We start from the raw sequence: 17,819 nt of genomic DNA, 5'->3' as shown, positions 1-17,819 counted from the left end.
GACTTCTCCGAGAAGTCGGTTATAACACTTGATTTTTTTAGAGATTTTCTTGATGGTTAATATAAGAACGAAGCACAGTATTAATCATTGATTGATAGCCTTTTCCCTGGTGCTTAAACCATTCCAAAACGTCACTATCTAAGCGAATGGAAATAGCTTTTTTAGTGATTGGTTTCACCATTCTAGCTGTTTCCCAAAAATGATCGTCTAATTCGGGAATATCAGAAGTATCAATAGCAGAATCTGGGATATTTTGGATTTCTTCAAGGCGTTTCGGCGAGATATTCATAGTATTGTCTTCTTTCTTTAGGGGTGGCTTTTCGGGCTGAAATCAGACGAATTTTGCCGTTTCTTTGGGTATGGGCTACGGTGACAAGAATAATTCCTTGTATTGCACCAATAGTAATTTCTCTAATTTCTTCATCATAGTCAAATCGTTCATCAATTGACGTAAAAACGATTCCCTGAAAAATTTCTTGTGCTTCCTCAAAGCTAAGTCCATGTTTTTTCTGATTTTGTTGATTTTTATGTTCGTCCCATTCAAGTTCCATTAAACTTGTAGACACATTTTGTATATACACCATGGTAGCATTAGTGACGAATGGTAAAGATTAAGATTTTCTCAAAAGGTAGGTAATGCTTGCCATAATTCCCTAGATACTAGATAATTATTCTTTTTCCCGAACTTGTTGAGATATAATAGGAAGGTTGTCTTAAAATAGAACTCTAGGAGATATTTATTATGTCCCGTCGTTGTGAACTAACTGGTAAAAAAGCCAATAACGCTTGTTCCGTTTCCCACTCCAACCGTCACACTAACCGTCTACAGCACGTTAATCTGCAAACAAAGCGGGTTTGGTGGCCTGCTGGTAACCGTTGGGTAAAATTGAAACTTTCCACCAAAGCTATCAAAACCTTAGAATTTAAAGGTTTAGACGCAATGGCAAAAGAAGCAGGAATCAACCTCAACCATTACTAAATAGTAGGGAACAGGTCAGAGGCAGAGGGCAGGGGGCAGGGGGCAGGGGGCAGCCCTTTGATATTGATTATTCTACTTTCTACTTCCTTCTGACTCCTGACTCCTTTCATTAAACACTATTTAATTTAATTATACCCTGATCAAAAACGCGATTATTAGTACCAATAGCCCTCACTTCCATTTTATCTGCATACACATCATAGGCAGCAAAACTCAAATCACTGGTTGAATATTCTGTCCATTGAGAACGACCAACTGGACGATTACCAGCACCGGCACCACAGATTAAATAGGTAGTTCCGTTGATAGGGCGAGTGCGTTCATAATTATGATCATGACCATTGATATAAAGTTGAACATTGTATTTTTTAAATAGGGGAGTAAAGGTTTTAATAAAACTGGCATTATTCCCATAATGACCAGATGAATAAATGGGATGATGACCAAAGACAACTTTCCAAGGTGCTTGACTCAGACTTAATTCTTTATCTAACCAAATTAATTGATTTTTCCAATCAGCATTACCATTAGTATCTAAGGCAAAAAACTGAACTTTATTTTGACTAAATGTGTAATAACGTCCCTGCATATTAAAACCAGGATATTTAACTTGGGGAACACCATTATCAGTGCGAATATCATGATTACCTAAACAAGCATGAAACTTGACACCATTTTTTAGTAAAGGTTGATAGGGACGTTCAAAAACTGCATTTATTTTCTCAATTTCCCCATTATTATAGATATTATCACCAGCTAAAACTACCAAATTATAAGGATTTTGCTGATGATAAAAATTCATAGCATTAGCGACAGCATATTGTCCTTTTGCACCAGTTCCTGTATCAGCAACGGAGACAAAGCGCAATAATAAATCTTTTTTGACTGGTTTCGCTGCTGTTGCTGATTCTATGAGAGAATTTGAATCTGACAATTTCCCACCCAAAAGTCCAGATGCTATGGTGCTGATTCCACCTAAAAACAAAAATTGACGGCGATTAATATTCATATTTTATGAAAATGGCACAATAGATGATGATAGTCAAAATACGTTTTCTATATTCTTGATTCGCTAATTTGGGTAAAAGTTCCATGTCAGGAGACCAACGCAGAAAACCAAGAAATGAACCCGCACCTACACTCTATCAAAAAAATCAACCAATTTGGAAAACGGCAATTATCCAAGTTTTGCGGGGAACGATTGGTGTTTTAGAAACTACAGTAGTTAAACTGGAGACAGAAACACCCGCTGATACTCAGAAAAAAACTAATTTTTTATCGCGTTGGGATGGATTTTTAAGGACATTCCGCTTATTTTTACCATCAAATATATCTAACAATGTATCAGATACGGTGCTGACAGGGATTTTTGCAGTAATTTTTGTGGTGACAATAGGAATAACTACATTTATGTTTATTCCTAAATCTGTGGAAGTCGCAACTGTTCCCCCGGTAGAAGGGGTTATCCCACCAAAATCAGTTATAGAACCAGAACCACCTCCAACCCCAGTTATAGAACCGGAAGTCATACCAACCCCCACCCCAGTTGTTGAACCGGAAGTCATACCAACTCCGGTTATAGAAACTGAAACTACCCCGACTCCAGTTGTTGAATTAACACCTGAACAAGCTTTACTAGCAGCAATTGAAAATCAGTTTTCGGATATTACCATTGCTGTTAAAAATATGAAGGATAAAAATATTATTTCTCAACTCATAAAACCTCTGCAAGCTAATTTCCGTACTAGTGATTTAACTGTAAAAATTAGTGATATTTGGTATAATCTGGAAAAATCTCAGCAGGATAAACTAGCTGCGGATATATTACGACGTTCTCAAGAACTTAATTTTGTCCATTTAGAACTTGTTGATTTTCAAGGGAAAATCATCGCCCGTAGTCCAGTTGTGGGTAATAAAATGATAATTTTTAAACGTTGAAAGTTGATAGACAGTTATTTTGTTAATAAAGATTAATATCACAAAACATTTCATCTGGATTTCATATTCCCATGAAAAGCTACAATTATAGTTAAACACATAACTGGTTCCAAATATTTGCAACAGTTAGGTTTAATGACTTTTACTATTAAATCTTCATATTTTCAAGGAAAAACAAGTTATGAACGGCAAAAATTTGATTTATGGTTTGATTGGGTTAGTAAGCAGTGGTGCTATGAGTGGATTATTAATTATCAGTAACACACAAGCACAGAGTCCCAATTCTGAACACAATTCTCATCATTTATCTAAACAAGCTAATCCCCCAAAAAAAGGAATGATGATGCAAACAGATCAGCATTTCATCGAAATGATGATTCCGCACCATCAGCAAGCAGTAGAAATGGCTGATATCGCATCAACTCGCGGACAACATCCAGAAATTAAGAACCTAGCAGTTGCTATTAAAAAAGACCAAACCCGCGAAATCGAACAGATGAGAACCTGGTATAAGACATGGTACGGTAAAGAAGTACCTATAATGACTATGACTGATCAAGAAATGATGGCAGGTCATGGGAATATGTGCCAACAAATGAATCCACCAGACACGATGAAAATGCCGATGAATGGTAAAATGCACTGCATGAATATGGATTTAGAAACATTAAAAAATGCACCAGATTTTGATAAAGAATTTATTCGTCAAATGATTCCTCATCATCGTATGGCTGTCAAAATGTCACAGATAATTGTTAAAAAAACTGCCAAACCAGAAATCCGTAATTTAGCTAGGTCTATCATTAAAACTCAAATGGCAGAAATTAAGCAAATGCAGCAATGGTATCAAAGTTGGTATAAGTCAAAGCCTGTATAAACCATTGTGGAAGCCGGATATTGCGCTTGATTTATAATCGTTACGGCTGGTTATATGAAGAATTTTAGCATTTCCAAACTGGAGAGACTGAAAAACGAACGTACCTTGATTTTTTCAGCCTCCCTAAAATTAGCTTAATTCCAATAAACCTTGATAACCTGTAACAATGCGATTGCCATCTTTAAGAATGTGGACTTCAATTTGATCACTAGCCCAAGTAATTTTATCGGCAAATTCTGGATTAAAGATATTGACTTTTTGATTACTAGAAGAAACGGGAGAATCAGGAGAATTAATTGCTAGAGATTTGACAAAAGGACCATCAATCAAAATATCTAATTCTGCCAATAATTCTTTTGCACCGGGAGGTGCGGAATCAGATTGTAATTGTTGAAGAGTGAAGCCAGTAAAAGACATAACATTTAAACCCGCTGCTTTTAACTTTTTGGCTAAAATTGTTAATGCAGGTGCTTGCCAAAATGGTTCACCACCGGAAAAAGTTACACCCGTATTCTGGGGATTTTTGAGAATACTTTCAGCGAGGGTATCAATAGCAACTAAATCATTAATCTCAAATGCCCAGGAGTCGGGATTAAAGCAACCAGAACACTCCCGGTTACAACCTTGTACCCAGACAACAGCCCGACAACCGGGTCCATTAACTTCTGATTGGTCAACATAACCCATAATGTTCAAATAACCGGGGGGAATGTCCGCGAGTCCTAGAGATGGGTTCATGGGCTTAGTTTCCATCTTTTCTCAACTCCTTTTCAACTTTTCCTATTACTTGCTAATATAGCGAGACTCTGAAAAAGTGTGGAGAAAGAAAATATAAGCTTTTTAAAGTTTGATTATTTTGTACAATTAACCCTGAGGTTTTTTTAAGCTTTTGCCCAGGAGGGGATGAATGAACGCGCAGCAGCGATCGCATGAAAGAATGCAAATATCCTGTGGCTGGCTTGACCATAATCTCGGCATTTTTGCAGGTCGAAAGACCGTAATTCTTTTTCGATGACGTTTTCGACATTAGCAGCTAGATTTAATCTACCTTCATTGAGATAACATTCGGTGAGAAATAGCAATTTCTCAACATTAATTTCACTGGTTTCCCATTGAATTTCCACAGGGAACTCATAATTTTTTTCTAATGTTCCCCCACTGTAAACGTTTTCCATGAGTTTATTACCGATAATATATTTAACTTTATGGGTGTTAGCCAGTCCTAGTAAATCATCAGCAGTTGGCTTCAGTCCTAGACGACGACGGAAAACGGAATCAATAATTTCATATTTACTATTGTCTGGAAATACTGTGACAACCACAGCCGCAATTCCTTCTGTATTTCCATAACATCCGATGATATTTTTACTTTCTTCACCCTGAACAAATAAGATATCCATAATATGCACGAACTAAATTAATAAGAGGGAATCGAGTTGATAAGATTCTCGCAGATGGAACGGACAATGAAAAACTCAATACCGATAATCTATCAGACTTTTTCCCAAAATTGCAGCTTTATTTAAAAAAAAGAGCCTTTTTATCAATAGGTTAATTTTAGATTAATTACAAACTAAAATCTATTTCTTTAGATAGATGAAAGGGCAGATTTTATTTTGTTTAATCAAAAGTTTTTAAGTTCCTCTGGTTCTGGGGATTTCAGCAATTTTTCACACCGCATTTCTCCGTTCTAAGGGGCGGATTTGCATATCTGGCTGTAAGGTTTATCCTGAGTACCAAACGAGACCACGCAAAGAAGAAGAATCGCCCGAACAGTATTGCGTTCCAGGCTTTAATCAATGATTATATTGATCGTCAAAGGAACGATATATAACAATATTAACCTTCATGAATCAATTGCAGCAAAGCTTCCGTTGATATCTTGCCAATCATATCCGTACCTTCCAATAGACTATCCGCCAAATCCCGCTTATGATGATGCAACTCCACAATCTTGTCTTCAATAGTATCCTTAGCCACCAAGCGATAAATTGTTACCGGGCGTTGTTGGCCAATCCGGTGGGCGCGGTCAGAAGCTTGATCTTCCACAGCCGGATTCCACCAAGGGTCTGTATGGATAACGTAATCAGCAGCGGTGAGGTTGAGTCCTGTACCCCCCGCTTTCAAACTAATGAGAAAAACATCCCCATCCCCCGCTTGAAAGGCATCCACGCTTCTTTTCCGTTCTGCCATTGGGGTACTACCATCTAAATATTGATATTTAATACTTTGTTTATCTAGATAATCGCGGATGATATGCAAATGATCAACAAACTGACTAAACACCAACGCCTTATGGCGATTTTCTAGCAATTCACCCAACACCTCACCAAAAAGCTGTAACTTAGAACTAGATAACTCAGTATCAGGTATCACCAAACTAGGATTACAGCAAGCGCGACGCAATTTCATAATCTCTGCTAACACTTGTAAATGTTTTTGTCCTGCATCTGCATTACTTTCACTCAGTTTAGATATAGCTTGACGACGCAACGCTTCATAAAATGCCTTTTCCTCTTTACTTAACTCGACATGAAGCAGAATTTCCGTCCGAGAAGGTAATTCCTCCAACACCTGATTTTTTGTGCGTCGTAATAGGAATGGTTGAATCAGTTTTTTCAGTTTATTACGTGCTTGTTTATCTTGATATCTCTCAATGGGATTTGCAAAGCGTTGATTAAAGCTTTCAAAAGAACCCAATAAACCAGGATTAATAAAGCGGAACAAATTCCACAACTCACCCAGATGATTTTCAATGGGAGTTCCTGTTGTCAACACTTTAAAATTAGCTTTTAAGTTCATAGCTGCTTGGGAACGTTTAGTAGCCATATTTTTAATTGATTGGGCTTCATCCAATACAATCGTTTGCCACTGCACTTGAGCAAGCATTTGAGCTACTTCTTCTTGTTGTAATAAACCATAACTACATACCAACATATCCAATGGTTGTAACCCATCCAATAATTTTTGGCGGTTCGCACCATAAAATTGCATAATATTCAGAGTTGGGGCGAATTTCTGCGCTTCACTCACCCAATTCATACAGACGGAAGTGGGGGCAATAATTAAAGTTGGGCCTGCATGGGCATTTCTGAGGATAACAGCTAAAGCTTGTACAGTCTTACCCAATCCCATTTGGTCAGCTAAACAAGCACCTACACCCCAATGTGCTAAACGCGCCAACCAACAAAACCCTTCCATTTGATAGTCCCGTAATTCGGCTTGAAAGGTAGACGGGAGTTCTGGTTGCAGGTCTTTTACCTCTTTGAGTTTCTGAATATGTTCCTGCCAATGTTTATCTGCTTTTAGTTTACCTACTTCATCTACAAAATCCTCTAACCCCAATGTGGCTAAGGGGTGAAAACGCATACCTTTTCCATGTTTTTCGGAAAACATCCGTAATTCGTCGAGGCGCTTGCGAAATTCCTGGGTTAAAGCCAGAAATTGACCGTCACCCAAGGGGATAAATCGGCTGGGGGTTTTCTCTAGAAGTGCTAGGAGTTGCTGCATATCTAGCACCAGGTCGTCATTTAATTTCAATTCACCGGTGGCTGCAAACCAATCTTGTTGACGTTGAATTGATAAATTAAAGTCTTTTAAACCTGCATTGTGACTAACACGCAGTTTTTCCCCTTCTGGCCAAGCCATAACTACACTGTCTCCCAGTGTTTGCAATTCTAGCAACAGTTCTAAACAGTCCTCTGGGTCTTGTATTAACCATTCGCTATCTTGTTCTTCAATGCGAGTTAAGGTGGGACAGGCGGCTATAGCGTTTTTAGCAAGTTGTTTTTCTTCTGCTAAATTGCGTTTGGTTTGCAGACGTTTACCATCAATTTCGGCAATGACTGTTTCACCACCTGCACCCGGACGGAAGTAGGGACCACCTTGGGTAAAAGGACGGGATAACAGGGTGATTTTCAAGCCGGAATTGGCAGGTAAGAGGTGAATGTGGGGTAGTGTTTGGGCAGGGACTTCTTCTGCACCTTCTGCGCCTCCACCGATGTCAGAATGGACGGTAACGATACCAGAGACGGCATTAATAGCTGCTAAAACTTGCTTTTCGGCGATCGCAGGAACATTTAATTTGTTATCTTTACCAATAATCTCGGCAATGCGTCTGTGTTCAGCTTTAATTTCAATAACTTTGATGCGAGTTGGGGTTTCTTTAATATGCAGAATATTCTGTGATTCTGGTAATTTGGGCGAAAATTCCAAGGTGAGACGACCTTGTTTTTCTTTTTTCACCAGTAGTTCTGGTTCTCCTTTGACAATTTCTACCCGGATATTAGGCGTATCTTCCCAAAAAACTGTGGGGTGTCCAATTAAAGCTAAGATGGCTTTTTCGTTAAACATATAGTCAACTTTGCCATAATAGCCCTCACTATATGCCTCAATACAACCACAGACCCGCATATCCTGGGGTGTGACGTAATCAAACTCAGCTAATCCACTGCTAAGACGTTTAAGGGCTATGGGACGACCTTTACTCCATTCTCCTTTGGCATTAACTTTTTGTTCTTTGGGCTGTAAACTACATTGAACGGAATGGAAGGTAATGAACCATGCTAACCGCAGTTCTGACTCTGGTTTGCCAGGTTTTTGTGGTTGTTTCTGAAGATTTGCGAGGGCATTAAGACACATTTCCCAAGCTGCTTGGGGTTGGATTACATCTACTATGGTTTGGATGCCACTATCTTCTCTTAGTGCTGCTGCTTGTTGTTTATAGTTACTACTGGGTTTGAGTCGAGATAAGAGTTCCGCGCTTTCCATTGCTAACCAGTAATAACCGGATGCAAGCGATCGCCGATATAATGGTTCTAATAAATCAGGTAATTTTTTCTTAGCACTCTCAGCATCCATCCAATAAAGGCACAGAGAACAAAATAATGTTTGTAAGCTATTTTCTTCTTCCACCGAAGCAATATAGGCACTTACTACAAGTTCTTTTTGAGTAATATCACCTCGCTGGACTTGCAATACCATTTTCAGTCTGGCATAAATAAACGTGAGCCAATGATATGATTCACGAGACATTAATGTGGCATACTCTTCTGCTTCTTTGAGGCGTTCTGCTGAACCATCTTTTAACAATGCTAGGATAAAAAATAAGCCGCCCATTGTATTAAAATATATTGAGCGTTTGCCTGTGGCTTTTTTTATAGCTTTGAGGGCATCTGTATAATATTTAATGGCTTGTTCATTTTCACCTCGAAGAAAATTCAACCAACCCCAATAAGTAGCTGTGTTATTTTGATATTCATCTGATATCCGTTCTAAACTATCCTGTGCTTCTTCAGTATCACCCCGTAACAAGAATTGTTCTGTCAAAACCAGATTTAGATAATCCGAAGCATATTTTTCAGATTCACAACATTCTTCGTCTAGCATCATAAACGCATCTTCGCAGTCAGACAATTTTAATGCTGAATTGAAGAGGATGCTAGATATACCACGTTCATATAATTCTTGTGGTAAGGTCTTAAACCAATTTTCGTCAAATGGGTTATTGCATATCTGTTCAAAAATATTTTCTATGACTATTTTTTCTGTATGATTACTGTAATTTTGGTAATCTTCAATTTGCTTATTAATAAAATTAAGGTCTTGGCGGTAAAGACCAATGCGGATTTCTCTGATACACTGGCCCAGACTGCGGAACATCCGTGATTTCTTGTTCCAGTGATTACTTACAGGTAGTTTTTCCTCTACGGCTTTAACTAATATATCGAAAGTCCCTGTTTCTATTGCATGACGAGTAGCAATTTCTGTGAGTAACGGATTGCATTCAGGACCTAACTTGTTTTCCTTAACTAGCAAAAGTGCTATTACCAATTTTTCAATTTGGTAATTGAGGGTTGTAGTAGTCCAAGGTCTATTCTTTTCGTCTAAGGCAGCAGTTTGCGAAAGACAACTGAGGAATGAACTTTTGTCTATCGGTCCATAAATTATCGAAAACAATTGGATAATCTTTTGGATAGCAGGGGATAAATCGAAGTATTTTTTAGCGAGTTGTGTTCGTAGTTGGGTGGAATTAGCGTTAAAATCGGGCATGGTACTAATAATTGACACCGTTGTTAGGTATCTGGTGTAGATGTGCAAAAGCAGTTGAGCTTTTAACTGGAATATTACCTTTTAGATTATCAGATGAATTGCTACATTTTCTCAAAGTTTTGATCCTTAAACATTTAATAACCTGTAATTCTGATTTAACCTGAAATAGTGCGTTAAGTTTTGTTTTAGCGCAGTCATATCCGTAATCTACCAAGGACTTAACACATAAGTAGGTGGGCGTTAAAAATGAGTTTGCGTTGCTCTTCTTCACATACCTTTAATTTTTATGCTCGAAGCAGCGGAAGTTATTGATAATAACTTTATTGAATGTGCATGGATTTATTTTCCCTCCTTAATCTTTTTCTAAAATCGTCCCTTTTAGATTTGCTCCCTGAAAATTTGTGCCGCGAATATTTGCACCTTTTAAATTTGCTCCTGCTAAGTTCGCACCTTTTAAATTTGCCCAACTTAAATCAGCTTCCGTTAAATTTGCTTCACTCAAATTTGCTTTAGATAAAAATGCGTTTCCTAAATGAGATTTTGTTAAATTTGCTTTATGTAAATTAGCTTGATAAAGTTGAGCAGTCATTAATTCGGCTTCATATAAATTTGCTTCACTTAAATTAGCAGTAATTAAATTAGCTGCCATTAAAGTTGCAAAACTTAAATTACTGCGAATAAGTTGTGACGATGATAAATCGGCGTTTTTAAAATTAGCATTTTGGAAATCTGTACCAATTAAATTAGCATCTGTAATCAGAGTATTTTCCAGATTTGCGCCACTAAAATCAGCACCAATAAAGTTGCCAAAACTTAAATTAGCCTGGGTTAAAATTGCCCCACTCAAATTAGCAATACTCAAATTAGCTTGACTCAAGTTAGCTTCAATTAATTTGGCTTGATAAAAAATAGCATTACTGAGATTAGCATGACTAAAATTAGTTCGTACTAATAAAGCATGAGCTAAATTTACTTTATTCAAGTTTACTCCTTGGAGATTTGCTCCGCGGAGGTTTTCTCCTAGGAGATTTGCACCGCTAAGATCAATTTCAATTTGGGAATTTTTGTTTCTCCATTCTATCCAAGTAACTGCTCCTGATCGTAATATATTGAGATGTTGTTGATTTGCCATTTTTTGCTCCTTTAGGACTTATGCAAGTTTCACATTTAATATTTCTTGTAGGGTGCGTCAGACTCGATTATGGGGTAAGAATAAACAGATTTTTAACATTTGACGCACCCTACTAATATGTTAGTTGCGTCAATCTTGTTCCTTATTCGTTACGCTTACCTTGGGAATTTTCCCTTCCAGGTGAGTTGTCAATTGCGGCTAAAGCGCCCGCTGCTCCTGCTAAAATATCTTGTTCTGAGCCACCTAAATAAAGTCTGCCAAAACTACCGACAGCTTGAACTTCGAGGATGTTAATTTGCGCTGCTTTTTCTGCTTCATTGGCTGCTAATGCTGCATAAGCGGCTGGTTCAACTTCCAATACATAGAGGGTTTGTCCTGCTAGTAGGAGTTGTCCTCGTCGGGTACGGTTAATAAGTTGGGTTTGGTAAGCGTCAATATTGCGGATAATTTGGCTAGAGACTACGCGAGGTTTAATACATTCCTCTTTTTTGACCCCCAGGAACGCCAAAATCGCATCTCCAGCGGCTCGTGTTTCCCCTTGAGAGCCAGAATGGACTTCTAATAGTCCATATAGCCGTTCTACTACTTGCACTCCAGGACGAACGGAAGCGGATTTCAGGGCTACGTCCGTAATCTTGTTGATTTCGATACCAGGGGAAATTTCAATCCATAGGGATGTATCCCCCGGTAATGGTAAGAAACCCTGGGCTACTGTTCCCATGTATGCGGCGTGTTGAGGTTGCAGATTGTCTAGAAATACGAAACTGCGTAGTTCTATGCCCAAAGTCTTAATTCTCCAGTCATGAGGGTAAACATTTTGGATTGAGATTGATTTAGATCCCCGACTTCTCGAAGAAGTCGGGGATCTGCAATATATGAGTTTACCGTTAAAGTGGACTGGTTTGCTAATTGGTGATGATTAATTCTTCGGCTGGAGGATGTTTGATTTATAAGTATTAATAGGAAATAAGTCAGCCTGAAAGTAAAAATATTTGGGATTAGATATTTTAGATGCACCAAAAGGGTTTTATTTTTCTGAGACTTTTATGAGATTACGGCATCTTTGATTTTTCTCTTTTTCAAGAAATTTGACATAAATGGCCGCTCAAAAAATAAGTAGAAACAGTAGGCGATAATCAGTGACATTACCGTACCCAGTAAATAACATCCGGCGGCAAACATATCTGGTGAGATTGGTAGGTAAAACAGGAAGTAACGCACAAAAACTAACACTGGTCCATGAGTGAGATAGAGACTATAGGAAAATGTTCCCAGAGCGATCGCTAAAGGATGTTGTAAAATCCGTAGGATTAAAGATGGTTGTTTGTCTTCTATTATTGACTTGGTTAAGGAAATAAATAGGCAAGCAAATGCTAAACCGGCGAAAGTTTGATTAATCCATATATGCAGTCCTAGCCGTCGCCATTCAGTGATGACAGCAAGACAGGTAAAGATAATAGCTAACCAACCCCAAGGTAAGGAATTTCTGATAGCTACTAACTGGGGTTTTTGGGAAAATCCAATATCTGCCGCTGCCATTCCTAAACAGAATATACATAAAAACCAAGGATTGGCTGATTCAAATAATCCATTCAACAAATATAGAGGAGTTAACCCAATTAAAAAGGTAATAATCACAACTCCAAATAATCCCAACTGTCGCCATATAGGTAATAAAAATAGCGGAAATAAAAAGTATATTTGCCATTCTGTAGCCACAGTCCACATGGGTGGGTTAATAGTTAGATATGAGTTGCTGTCAAGATTATGAACTAGGAGTAGTTTAAGCAAGACATCCATCCAAGAAAATCTGGGAGAAAATGCTCCTAGTCCTGCTTCTGGATTCCATTGAAAATCGGTAAATTTTTCTAAACCCAAGATAATTGCTGTTAATAGCAAACAGATCAACAGTGTTATATAGTATGGTGGTAAAATTCGCCGCGATCGCTTCTTAATATAATTCATGAAACTTCCTGATAACTGACCATTTTGAGAACGCGCTACTGGCAGCATCAAAACATAACCAGAAAGAACAATGAAAATAACAACACTAAATGCACCATATTTCATGGTTTCTGCAAATAATGACCACAGGATAGGCAATTTTCCCCCAATTGATGGTTCAATATGTACAAGGACAACATATAGAGATGCTAATCCCCTTAATCCATCTAAATAAGGCAGATGAAGTCTCTTTTCGACGGATTTTTCAATCATTTGAATCATGCAACTAATCTCCTAAGTAGGTTGGCGTTGAAAATTGTCGTTATAGGAAGGCAAGAGGCAAGAGTAAAGAAGTTTTCCGCGATTTTACGTTTCTTTACACGGTTTGGTTTTATTGTGTTCACCTACTTATGCTATTTTTGTGTGGATGTTTCTTCTCTATTTGCATTTTGGAGTTGCAAATTATCAAGAAGAAATATAATATAAAGTTTTCTAAGCATTTGCGAAACTCACAACAAGTTGAGGACTTATACAAAAGTCAATAAATATGAATAATCCAGACAATAAATAACACTAAAAAAGAGGGTCTTAGAGATTTTCTGTTTAATTATAAAGTTCTCAAAAGGACTCTTGAATAGGAGTTATTTAATTGTTGTAAATTACCATACAAAAGATGCTGTATTGATTTGTAACTAAATTTGGCAATCCGCTGTATGTATTTGTTGGAAAATCACAGCAAATACTTTTTCATATTTGGAACTAATAAATACTTCCCTGATTACTATAACGGTTTCCTTACAGCTAATTTTTAGAATATACTGCTGTTGTCATCATAGTATGTCAATAAATTTTACTTATGCACTCTTTGTATAAAACGCTTTTATTGTGACATCAATAATGTCCTTTTCATATCCTAAAAGAAAGTTACAAAATAAATATCAAGTAATAATAAAGTTTAAACATAAATTATAAAGATTTAGTTTCTGATCTGTTCCCTGTTCCCTTCTTTTGTAAAAACTGTATCTGTGATGACAACTTTAATTTTCCGAAATATATTTTTCATTACAGCTTTAAAAAAAAATAATAGCGACAATGGGGGGCAGAAGAAATGATTGTTTATTTATTTGCTCTTGTGAAATAATGGTAGCTATCTCAGAGAACGTTCAGAACCGATTAACTATACAAACTGTAGAAATTGCCCCTAACACTACTGCGATTCGTTCTCTTGACTGGGATCGGGATCGTTTTGATATTGAATTTGGTTTACAAAATGGTACAACCTATAATTCATATTTGATTAGAGGTGAACAAACAGTTTTAATTGATACTTCTCACCAGAAGTTTCGTGAACTATATTTAGAGACTCTCAAGGGTTTAGTTAATCCTAAAACGATTGATTATATAATTGTTAGCCATACTGAACCTGATCATAGTGGCTTAGTAGAAGATATTTTACAGTTAGCACCTAGAGCGACTGTTTTAGCTTCTAAAGTGGCTTTGCAATTTTTGGAAGGTTTGGTACATGAACCTTTTTCTAAGCGAATTGTCAAAAGTGGCGATCGCATCAAAATTGGTCAAGATCATGAAATAGAATTTGTCAGTGCGCCGAATTTACACTGGCCAGATACTATTTTTAGCTTTGATCGCCAAACCCAAGTTCTTTACACTTGTGATGCGTTCGGAATGCACTACTGTGATGATCGCACTTTCGATGAAGATTTAGAAGCAATTGAAGCTGATTTTCGCTTTTATTATGATTGCTTAATGGGTCCAAATGCTCGTTCTTTGCTGAATGCAATGAAAAGAATGGGTGAGCTTGGGGAAATCAAAATTATTGCCAATGGACACGGACCATTATTACATCATAACCTCGATATTCTCAGAGAATATTATCACAATTGGAGTCAAAAACAAGCGAAAACAGAAACTACTGTGGGTTTGTTTTATGTCTCTGGTTATGGATATAGCGATCGCATAGCACACGCAATTGGTGATGGTTTGCAAAAAGCCGGTGTCGGTGTAGAAGTATTGGATTTAAACACCGCAGAAATTCAAGAAATTCAAGAATTAGCCGGTCGAGCATCTGGTTTAATTGTCGGGATGCCTTCTACTAGTGCAATTAAAGCACAAGCCGCAATTAGTTCTTTATTAGCAGTTGCTAAAAATAAGCAAGTTGTGGGTTTATTTGAGTCCTATGGTGGCGATGATGAACCCATTGATACTCTCAGACGCAAATTTATTGATTTAGGTATTAAGGAAGCTTTTCCCGCTATTCGTATTAAACAAACTCCCACAGATTCCACCTATAAACAATTTACAGAAGCCGGCAATGGTTTGGGACAATTGTTAGTCCGGGAACGCAATATTAAACAAATCAAATCTCTCGACGTGAATATGGAAAAAGCGTTGGGAAGAATTAGTAATGGTTTGTATATTGTCACTGCCAAAAAAGGTGATGTTAGCGGTGCAATGATCGCTTCTTGGGTGACACAAGCCAGTTTACAGCCTTTGGGTTTCACCATTGCTGTAGCTAAAGATCGCGCTTTAGATAATTTATTGCACGTAGGCGATCGCTTTGTTCTTAATGTTCTGGAAGAAGGCAACTATCAAGACCTGAAAAAGCATTTTCTCAAACGTTTACTTCCCGGTGCTGATAGATTTGCAGACGTAAAAACCCAAACTGCTAAAAACGGTTCACCCATTCTTACCGACGCACTCGCATATATGGAATGTGAAGTTGTTAATAGTATGGAATGTAGTGATCACTGGATTTTATACTGCACAGTTGAAGATGGCAAAGTTTCCAAACCTGATGGAATTACCGCAGTTCGTCATCGCAAAGTCGGAAATTACTATTAATTAGCCATTTGTCAGTGGTCAGTGGTCAGTGGAAGTAAGAGCAAAATTTCCTTCTTCTTTCTTCTTTCTTCTTTCTTCTTCCTGTTTTCCTTCTTCTTTCTTTCTCCTGACTGCTGACTCCTGACTCCTCTTATTTACCCATCTTTCATAATAACTATGACACTTCCAGATTCATTTTCTAATGCAGTTGCATCAGCTAAAAATTGGGTTTCTCAAGTTTTTTCGACCCAACAAGTATCCATGAGCGATTCCCGACCCAGGGACGTACAAATACTACCAATTGCTACTAATACAAAAGTCATGCGATCGCGTAGTAAGTCCCGGTTACGGTTTGAAATTGAATATGCTCTAGAACGGGGAACTACTTCTAATAGCTATTTAATAGAAGCCGATAAAACTGCATTAACAGACGCTCCCGCAGAAGGATTTACAGAAATTTATCTGGAAGCATTACAGAAAACTATGAATGTGCAAAAGTTGGATTATGTAATTTTGGGACATTTTAACCCCAATCGTATTCCTACTTTAAAAGCAATTTTAGCGATCGCACCCCAAATTACCTTTGTTTGTTCTCTTCCCGCTGCGAATAATTTACGTGCTGCTTTTACCGACCAAGATATCAAAGTTCTCGTCATGCGGGGAAAAGAAACCCTAGATTTAGGTAAAGGTCATGTCTTGAAATTCTTACCTACTCCCAGTCCCCGCTGGCCAGAAGCACTTTGTACTTATGACCAACAAACCCAAATTCTCTTTACAGATAAGCTATTTGGCGCTCACATCTGTGGAGAAGAAGTATTTGATGATCATTGGGAAACTTTCAAAGAAGACCAACGTTATTACTTTAATTGCCTGATGGCTCCCCATGCAACCCATGTTGAGTCAGCTTTGGAGAAAATCTCCGATTTACAGGTAAGAATGTATGCTGTCGGTCATGGACCATTGGTACGCACCAGTTTAATCGAACTAACCAAATCCTACGGTGAATGGAGTCGCGCTCAAAAAGATCGAGAAATATCCGTAGCACTTCTCTACGCTTCCGCTTATGGTAACACTGCCACCTTAGCACAAGCAATGGCGTTAGGATTAACCAAAGGTGGCGTTGCAGTGAAATCTGTCAACTGTGAATTTGCTTCCGCTGACGAAATCCGCACCAGCTTAGAACAAGCAGATGGTTTTATCATTGGTACTCCTACCATCGGTGGACACGCACCTACGCCTATTCACACCGCTTTGGGTATCGTCCTTTCCACAGGAGACAACACCAAACCAGCGGGAGTATTTGGTTCTTACGGTTGGAGTGGTGAAGCTTTAGACTTGGTAGAATGCAAACTCCGAGACGCTGGCTATCGTTTCGGTTTTGATACCTTGAAAGTCAAATTTAAACCAGATGAAGTCACTCTCAAATATTGCGAAGAAGTCGGTACAGACTTTGCTCAAAGTTTGCGAAAAGCTAAGAAAGTGCGCGTTCCCCAACAATCTGCAACCCCCACAGAACAAGCTGTAGGTAGGATTATTGGTTCTGTCTGTGTCATCGCCGCCAAACAAGGAGAATTTTCGACAGGGATGATGGGAGCTTGGGTATCTCAAGCTACTTTTAATCCACCGGGAATTACTGTAGCGATCGCCAAAGAGCGAGCAGTCGAATCACTATTATATCCCGGTGGTAAATTTGTCTTGAATATCCTTCCTGAAGGTGTTCATCTGGAATACGTGAAACATTTCCGCAAAAGTTTTAAACCTGGAGAAGATAGATTTGCTAACTTCCCCACAGCGGAAGCCGATAATGGTTGTACCATTTTAACAGAAGCCTGTGCATATCTAGAATGTCTAGTGCAGCAGCGTTTAGAATGCGGTGATCATTGGGTAATATACGCAACCGTAGACAATGGTAAATTACTCAAACCAGATGCTATGACTGCTATTAACCACCGAAAAACAGGTTCATATTATTAAAGAATATACCGTTTCACTTTAATATTGTAAAACCTGTAGGGGCGGGGTTTCCCCGCCCTTAATTGGGGTTTCCCCGCCCTTAATTG

Annotated in this window: 14 protein-coding genes; 5 read left to right on the top strand and 9 right to left on the bottom strand. The window is 38.1% G+C overall.

The window, feature by feature from the left end; all coding sequences use genetic code 11:
* Positions 1 to 37 precede the first annotated feature (37 nt).
* Positions 38 to 289, bottom strand: a complete 252-nt coding sequence (locus IQ226_RS07535; RefSeq protein ID WP_193894077.1) for a BrnA antitoxin family protein — start codon at positions 287 to 289, stop codon at positions 38 to 40.
* Complete coding sequence (locus tag IQ226_RS07530) at positions 264 to 584, bottom strand: BrnT family toxin (protein WP_228039308.1); 321 nt, start codon at positions 582 to 584, stop codon at positions 264 to 266. The genes IQ226_RS07535 and IQ226_RS07530 overlap by 26 nt, the downstream gene beginning before the upstream one ends.
* A 158-nt stretch (positions 585 to 742) precedes the next feature.
* Between IQ226_RS07530 and rpmB the strand changes: the two genes are divergently transcribed.
* Positions 743 to 979, top strand: a complete 237-nt coding sequence (gene rpmB / locus IQ226_RS07525) for a 50S ribosomal protein L28 (RefSeq protein WP_193894075.1) — start codon at positions 743 to 745, stop codon at positions 977 to 979.
* A 109-nt stretch (positions 980 to 1,088) separates the two neighbouring features.
* Here rpmB and IQ226_RS07520 read toward each other — a convergent pair whose 3' ends face one another.
* Positions 1,089 to 1,988 carry a metallophosphoesterase gene (locus tag IQ226_RS07520; RefSeq protein ID WP_193894073.1) on the bottom strand — a complete coding sequence of 300 codons (900 nt, stop codon included), beginning with the start codon at positions 1,986 to 1,988 and terminating at the stop codon, positions 1,089 to 1,091.
* Positions 1,989 to 2,071: 83 nt separating this feature from the next.
* Between IQ226_RS07520 and IQ226_RS07515 the strand changes: the two genes are divergently transcribed.
* Positions 2,072 to 2,917, top strand: coding sequence for a hypothetical protein (locus tag IQ226_RS07515; RefSeq protein WP_193894071.1), 846 nt, complete (start codon positions 2,072 to 2,074; stop codon positions 2,915 to 2,917).
* Between the two features lie 181 nt (positions 2,918 to 3,098).
* Positions 3,099 to 3,794 carry a DUF305 domain-containing protein gene (locus IQ226_RS07510; RefSeq protein WP_193894069.1) on the top strand — a complete coding sequence of 232 codons (696 nt, stop codon included), beginning with the start codon at positions 3,099 to 3,101 and terminating at the stop codon, positions 3,792 to 3,794.
* 129 nt (positions 3,795 to 3,923) lie between these two features.
* On the opposite strand, the gene IQ226_RS07505 is transcribed toward IQ226_RS07510, so the two are convergent.
* From IQ226_RS07505 to IQ226_RS07480, 6 genes are all read right to left on the bottom strand, one after another.
* Positions 3,924 to 4,547: a 4Fe-4S single cluster domain-containing protein gene (locus IQ226_RS07505; RefSeq protein ID WP_193894067.1), complete on the bottom strand. Its 624-nt coding sequence runs from the start codon at positions 4,545 to 4,547 to the stop codon at positions 3,924 to 3,926.
* Between the two features lie 128 nt (positions 4,548 to 4,675).
* Complete coding sequence (locus tag IQ226_RS07500) at positions 4,676 to 5,194, bottom strand: hypothetical protein (RefSeq protein WP_193894065.1); 519 nt, start codon at positions 5,192 to 5,194, stop codon at positions 4,676 to 4,678.
* A 439-nt stretch (positions 5,195 to 5,633) separates the two neighbouring features.
* Positions 5,634 to 9,845, bottom strand: coding sequence for a DEAD/DEAH box helicase (locus tag IQ226_RS07495; protein WP_193894063.1), 4,212 nt, complete (start codon positions 9,843 to 9,845; stop codon positions 5,634 to 5,636).
* 352 nt (positions 9,846 to 10,197) lie between these two features.
* Positions 10,198 to 10,977: a pentapeptide repeat-containing protein gene (locus IQ226_RS07490; RefSeq protein WP_193894060.1), complete on the bottom strand. Its 780-nt coding sequence runs from the start codon at positions 10,975 to 10,977 to the stop codon at positions 10,198 to 10,200.
* Positions 10,978 to 11,119: 142 nt separating this feature from the next.
* Positions 11,120 to 11,761, bottom strand: coding sequence for a hypothetical protein (locus tag IQ226_RS07485; protein ID WP_193894057.1), 642 nt, complete (start codon positions 11,759 to 11,761; stop codon positions 11,120 to 11,122).
* Between the two features lie 260 nt (positions 11,762 to 12,021).
* Positions 12,022 to 13,203 (bottom strand): acyltransferase, encoded by a 1,182-nt coding sequence (locus IQ226_RS07480; protein ID WP_193894054.1) that lies wholly within the window; start codon positions 13,201 to 13,203, stop codon positions 12,022 to 12,024.
* An 858-nt stretch (positions 13,204 to 14,061) separates the two neighbouring features.
* On the opposite strand from IQ226_RS07480, the gene IQ226_RS07475 reads away from it, so the two are divergent.
* Both IQ226_RS07475 and IQ226_RS07470 read left to right on the top strand, forming a co-directional pair.
* On the top strand, positions 14,062 to 15,780 hold the full coding sequence (locus IQ226_RS07475) for a diflavin flavoprotein (RefSeq protein WP_193894051.1): 1,719 nt from the start codon (positions 14,062 to 14,064) through the stop codon (positions 15,778 to 15,780).
* A gap of 240 nt (positions 15,781 to 16,020) precedes the next feature.
* The gene (locus IQ226_RS07470; RefSeq protein WP_193894219.1) at positions 16,021 to 17,733 is read left to right on the top strand and encodes a diflavin flavoprotein; all 1,713 of its coding nucleotides are present in this window, start codon (positions 16,021 to 16,023) and stop codon (positions 17,731 to 17,733) included.
* Positions 17,734 to 17,819: the final 86 nt, after the last annotated feature.

This window comes from Dolichospermum sp. LEGE 00240, assembly GCF_015207875.1.
GTDB lineage: Bacteria > Cyanobacteriota > Cyanobacteriia > Cyanobacteriales > Nostocaceae > Dolichospermum > Dolichospermum gracile.
This window is presented reverse-complemented; position numbering and strand designations above follow the sequence as displayed.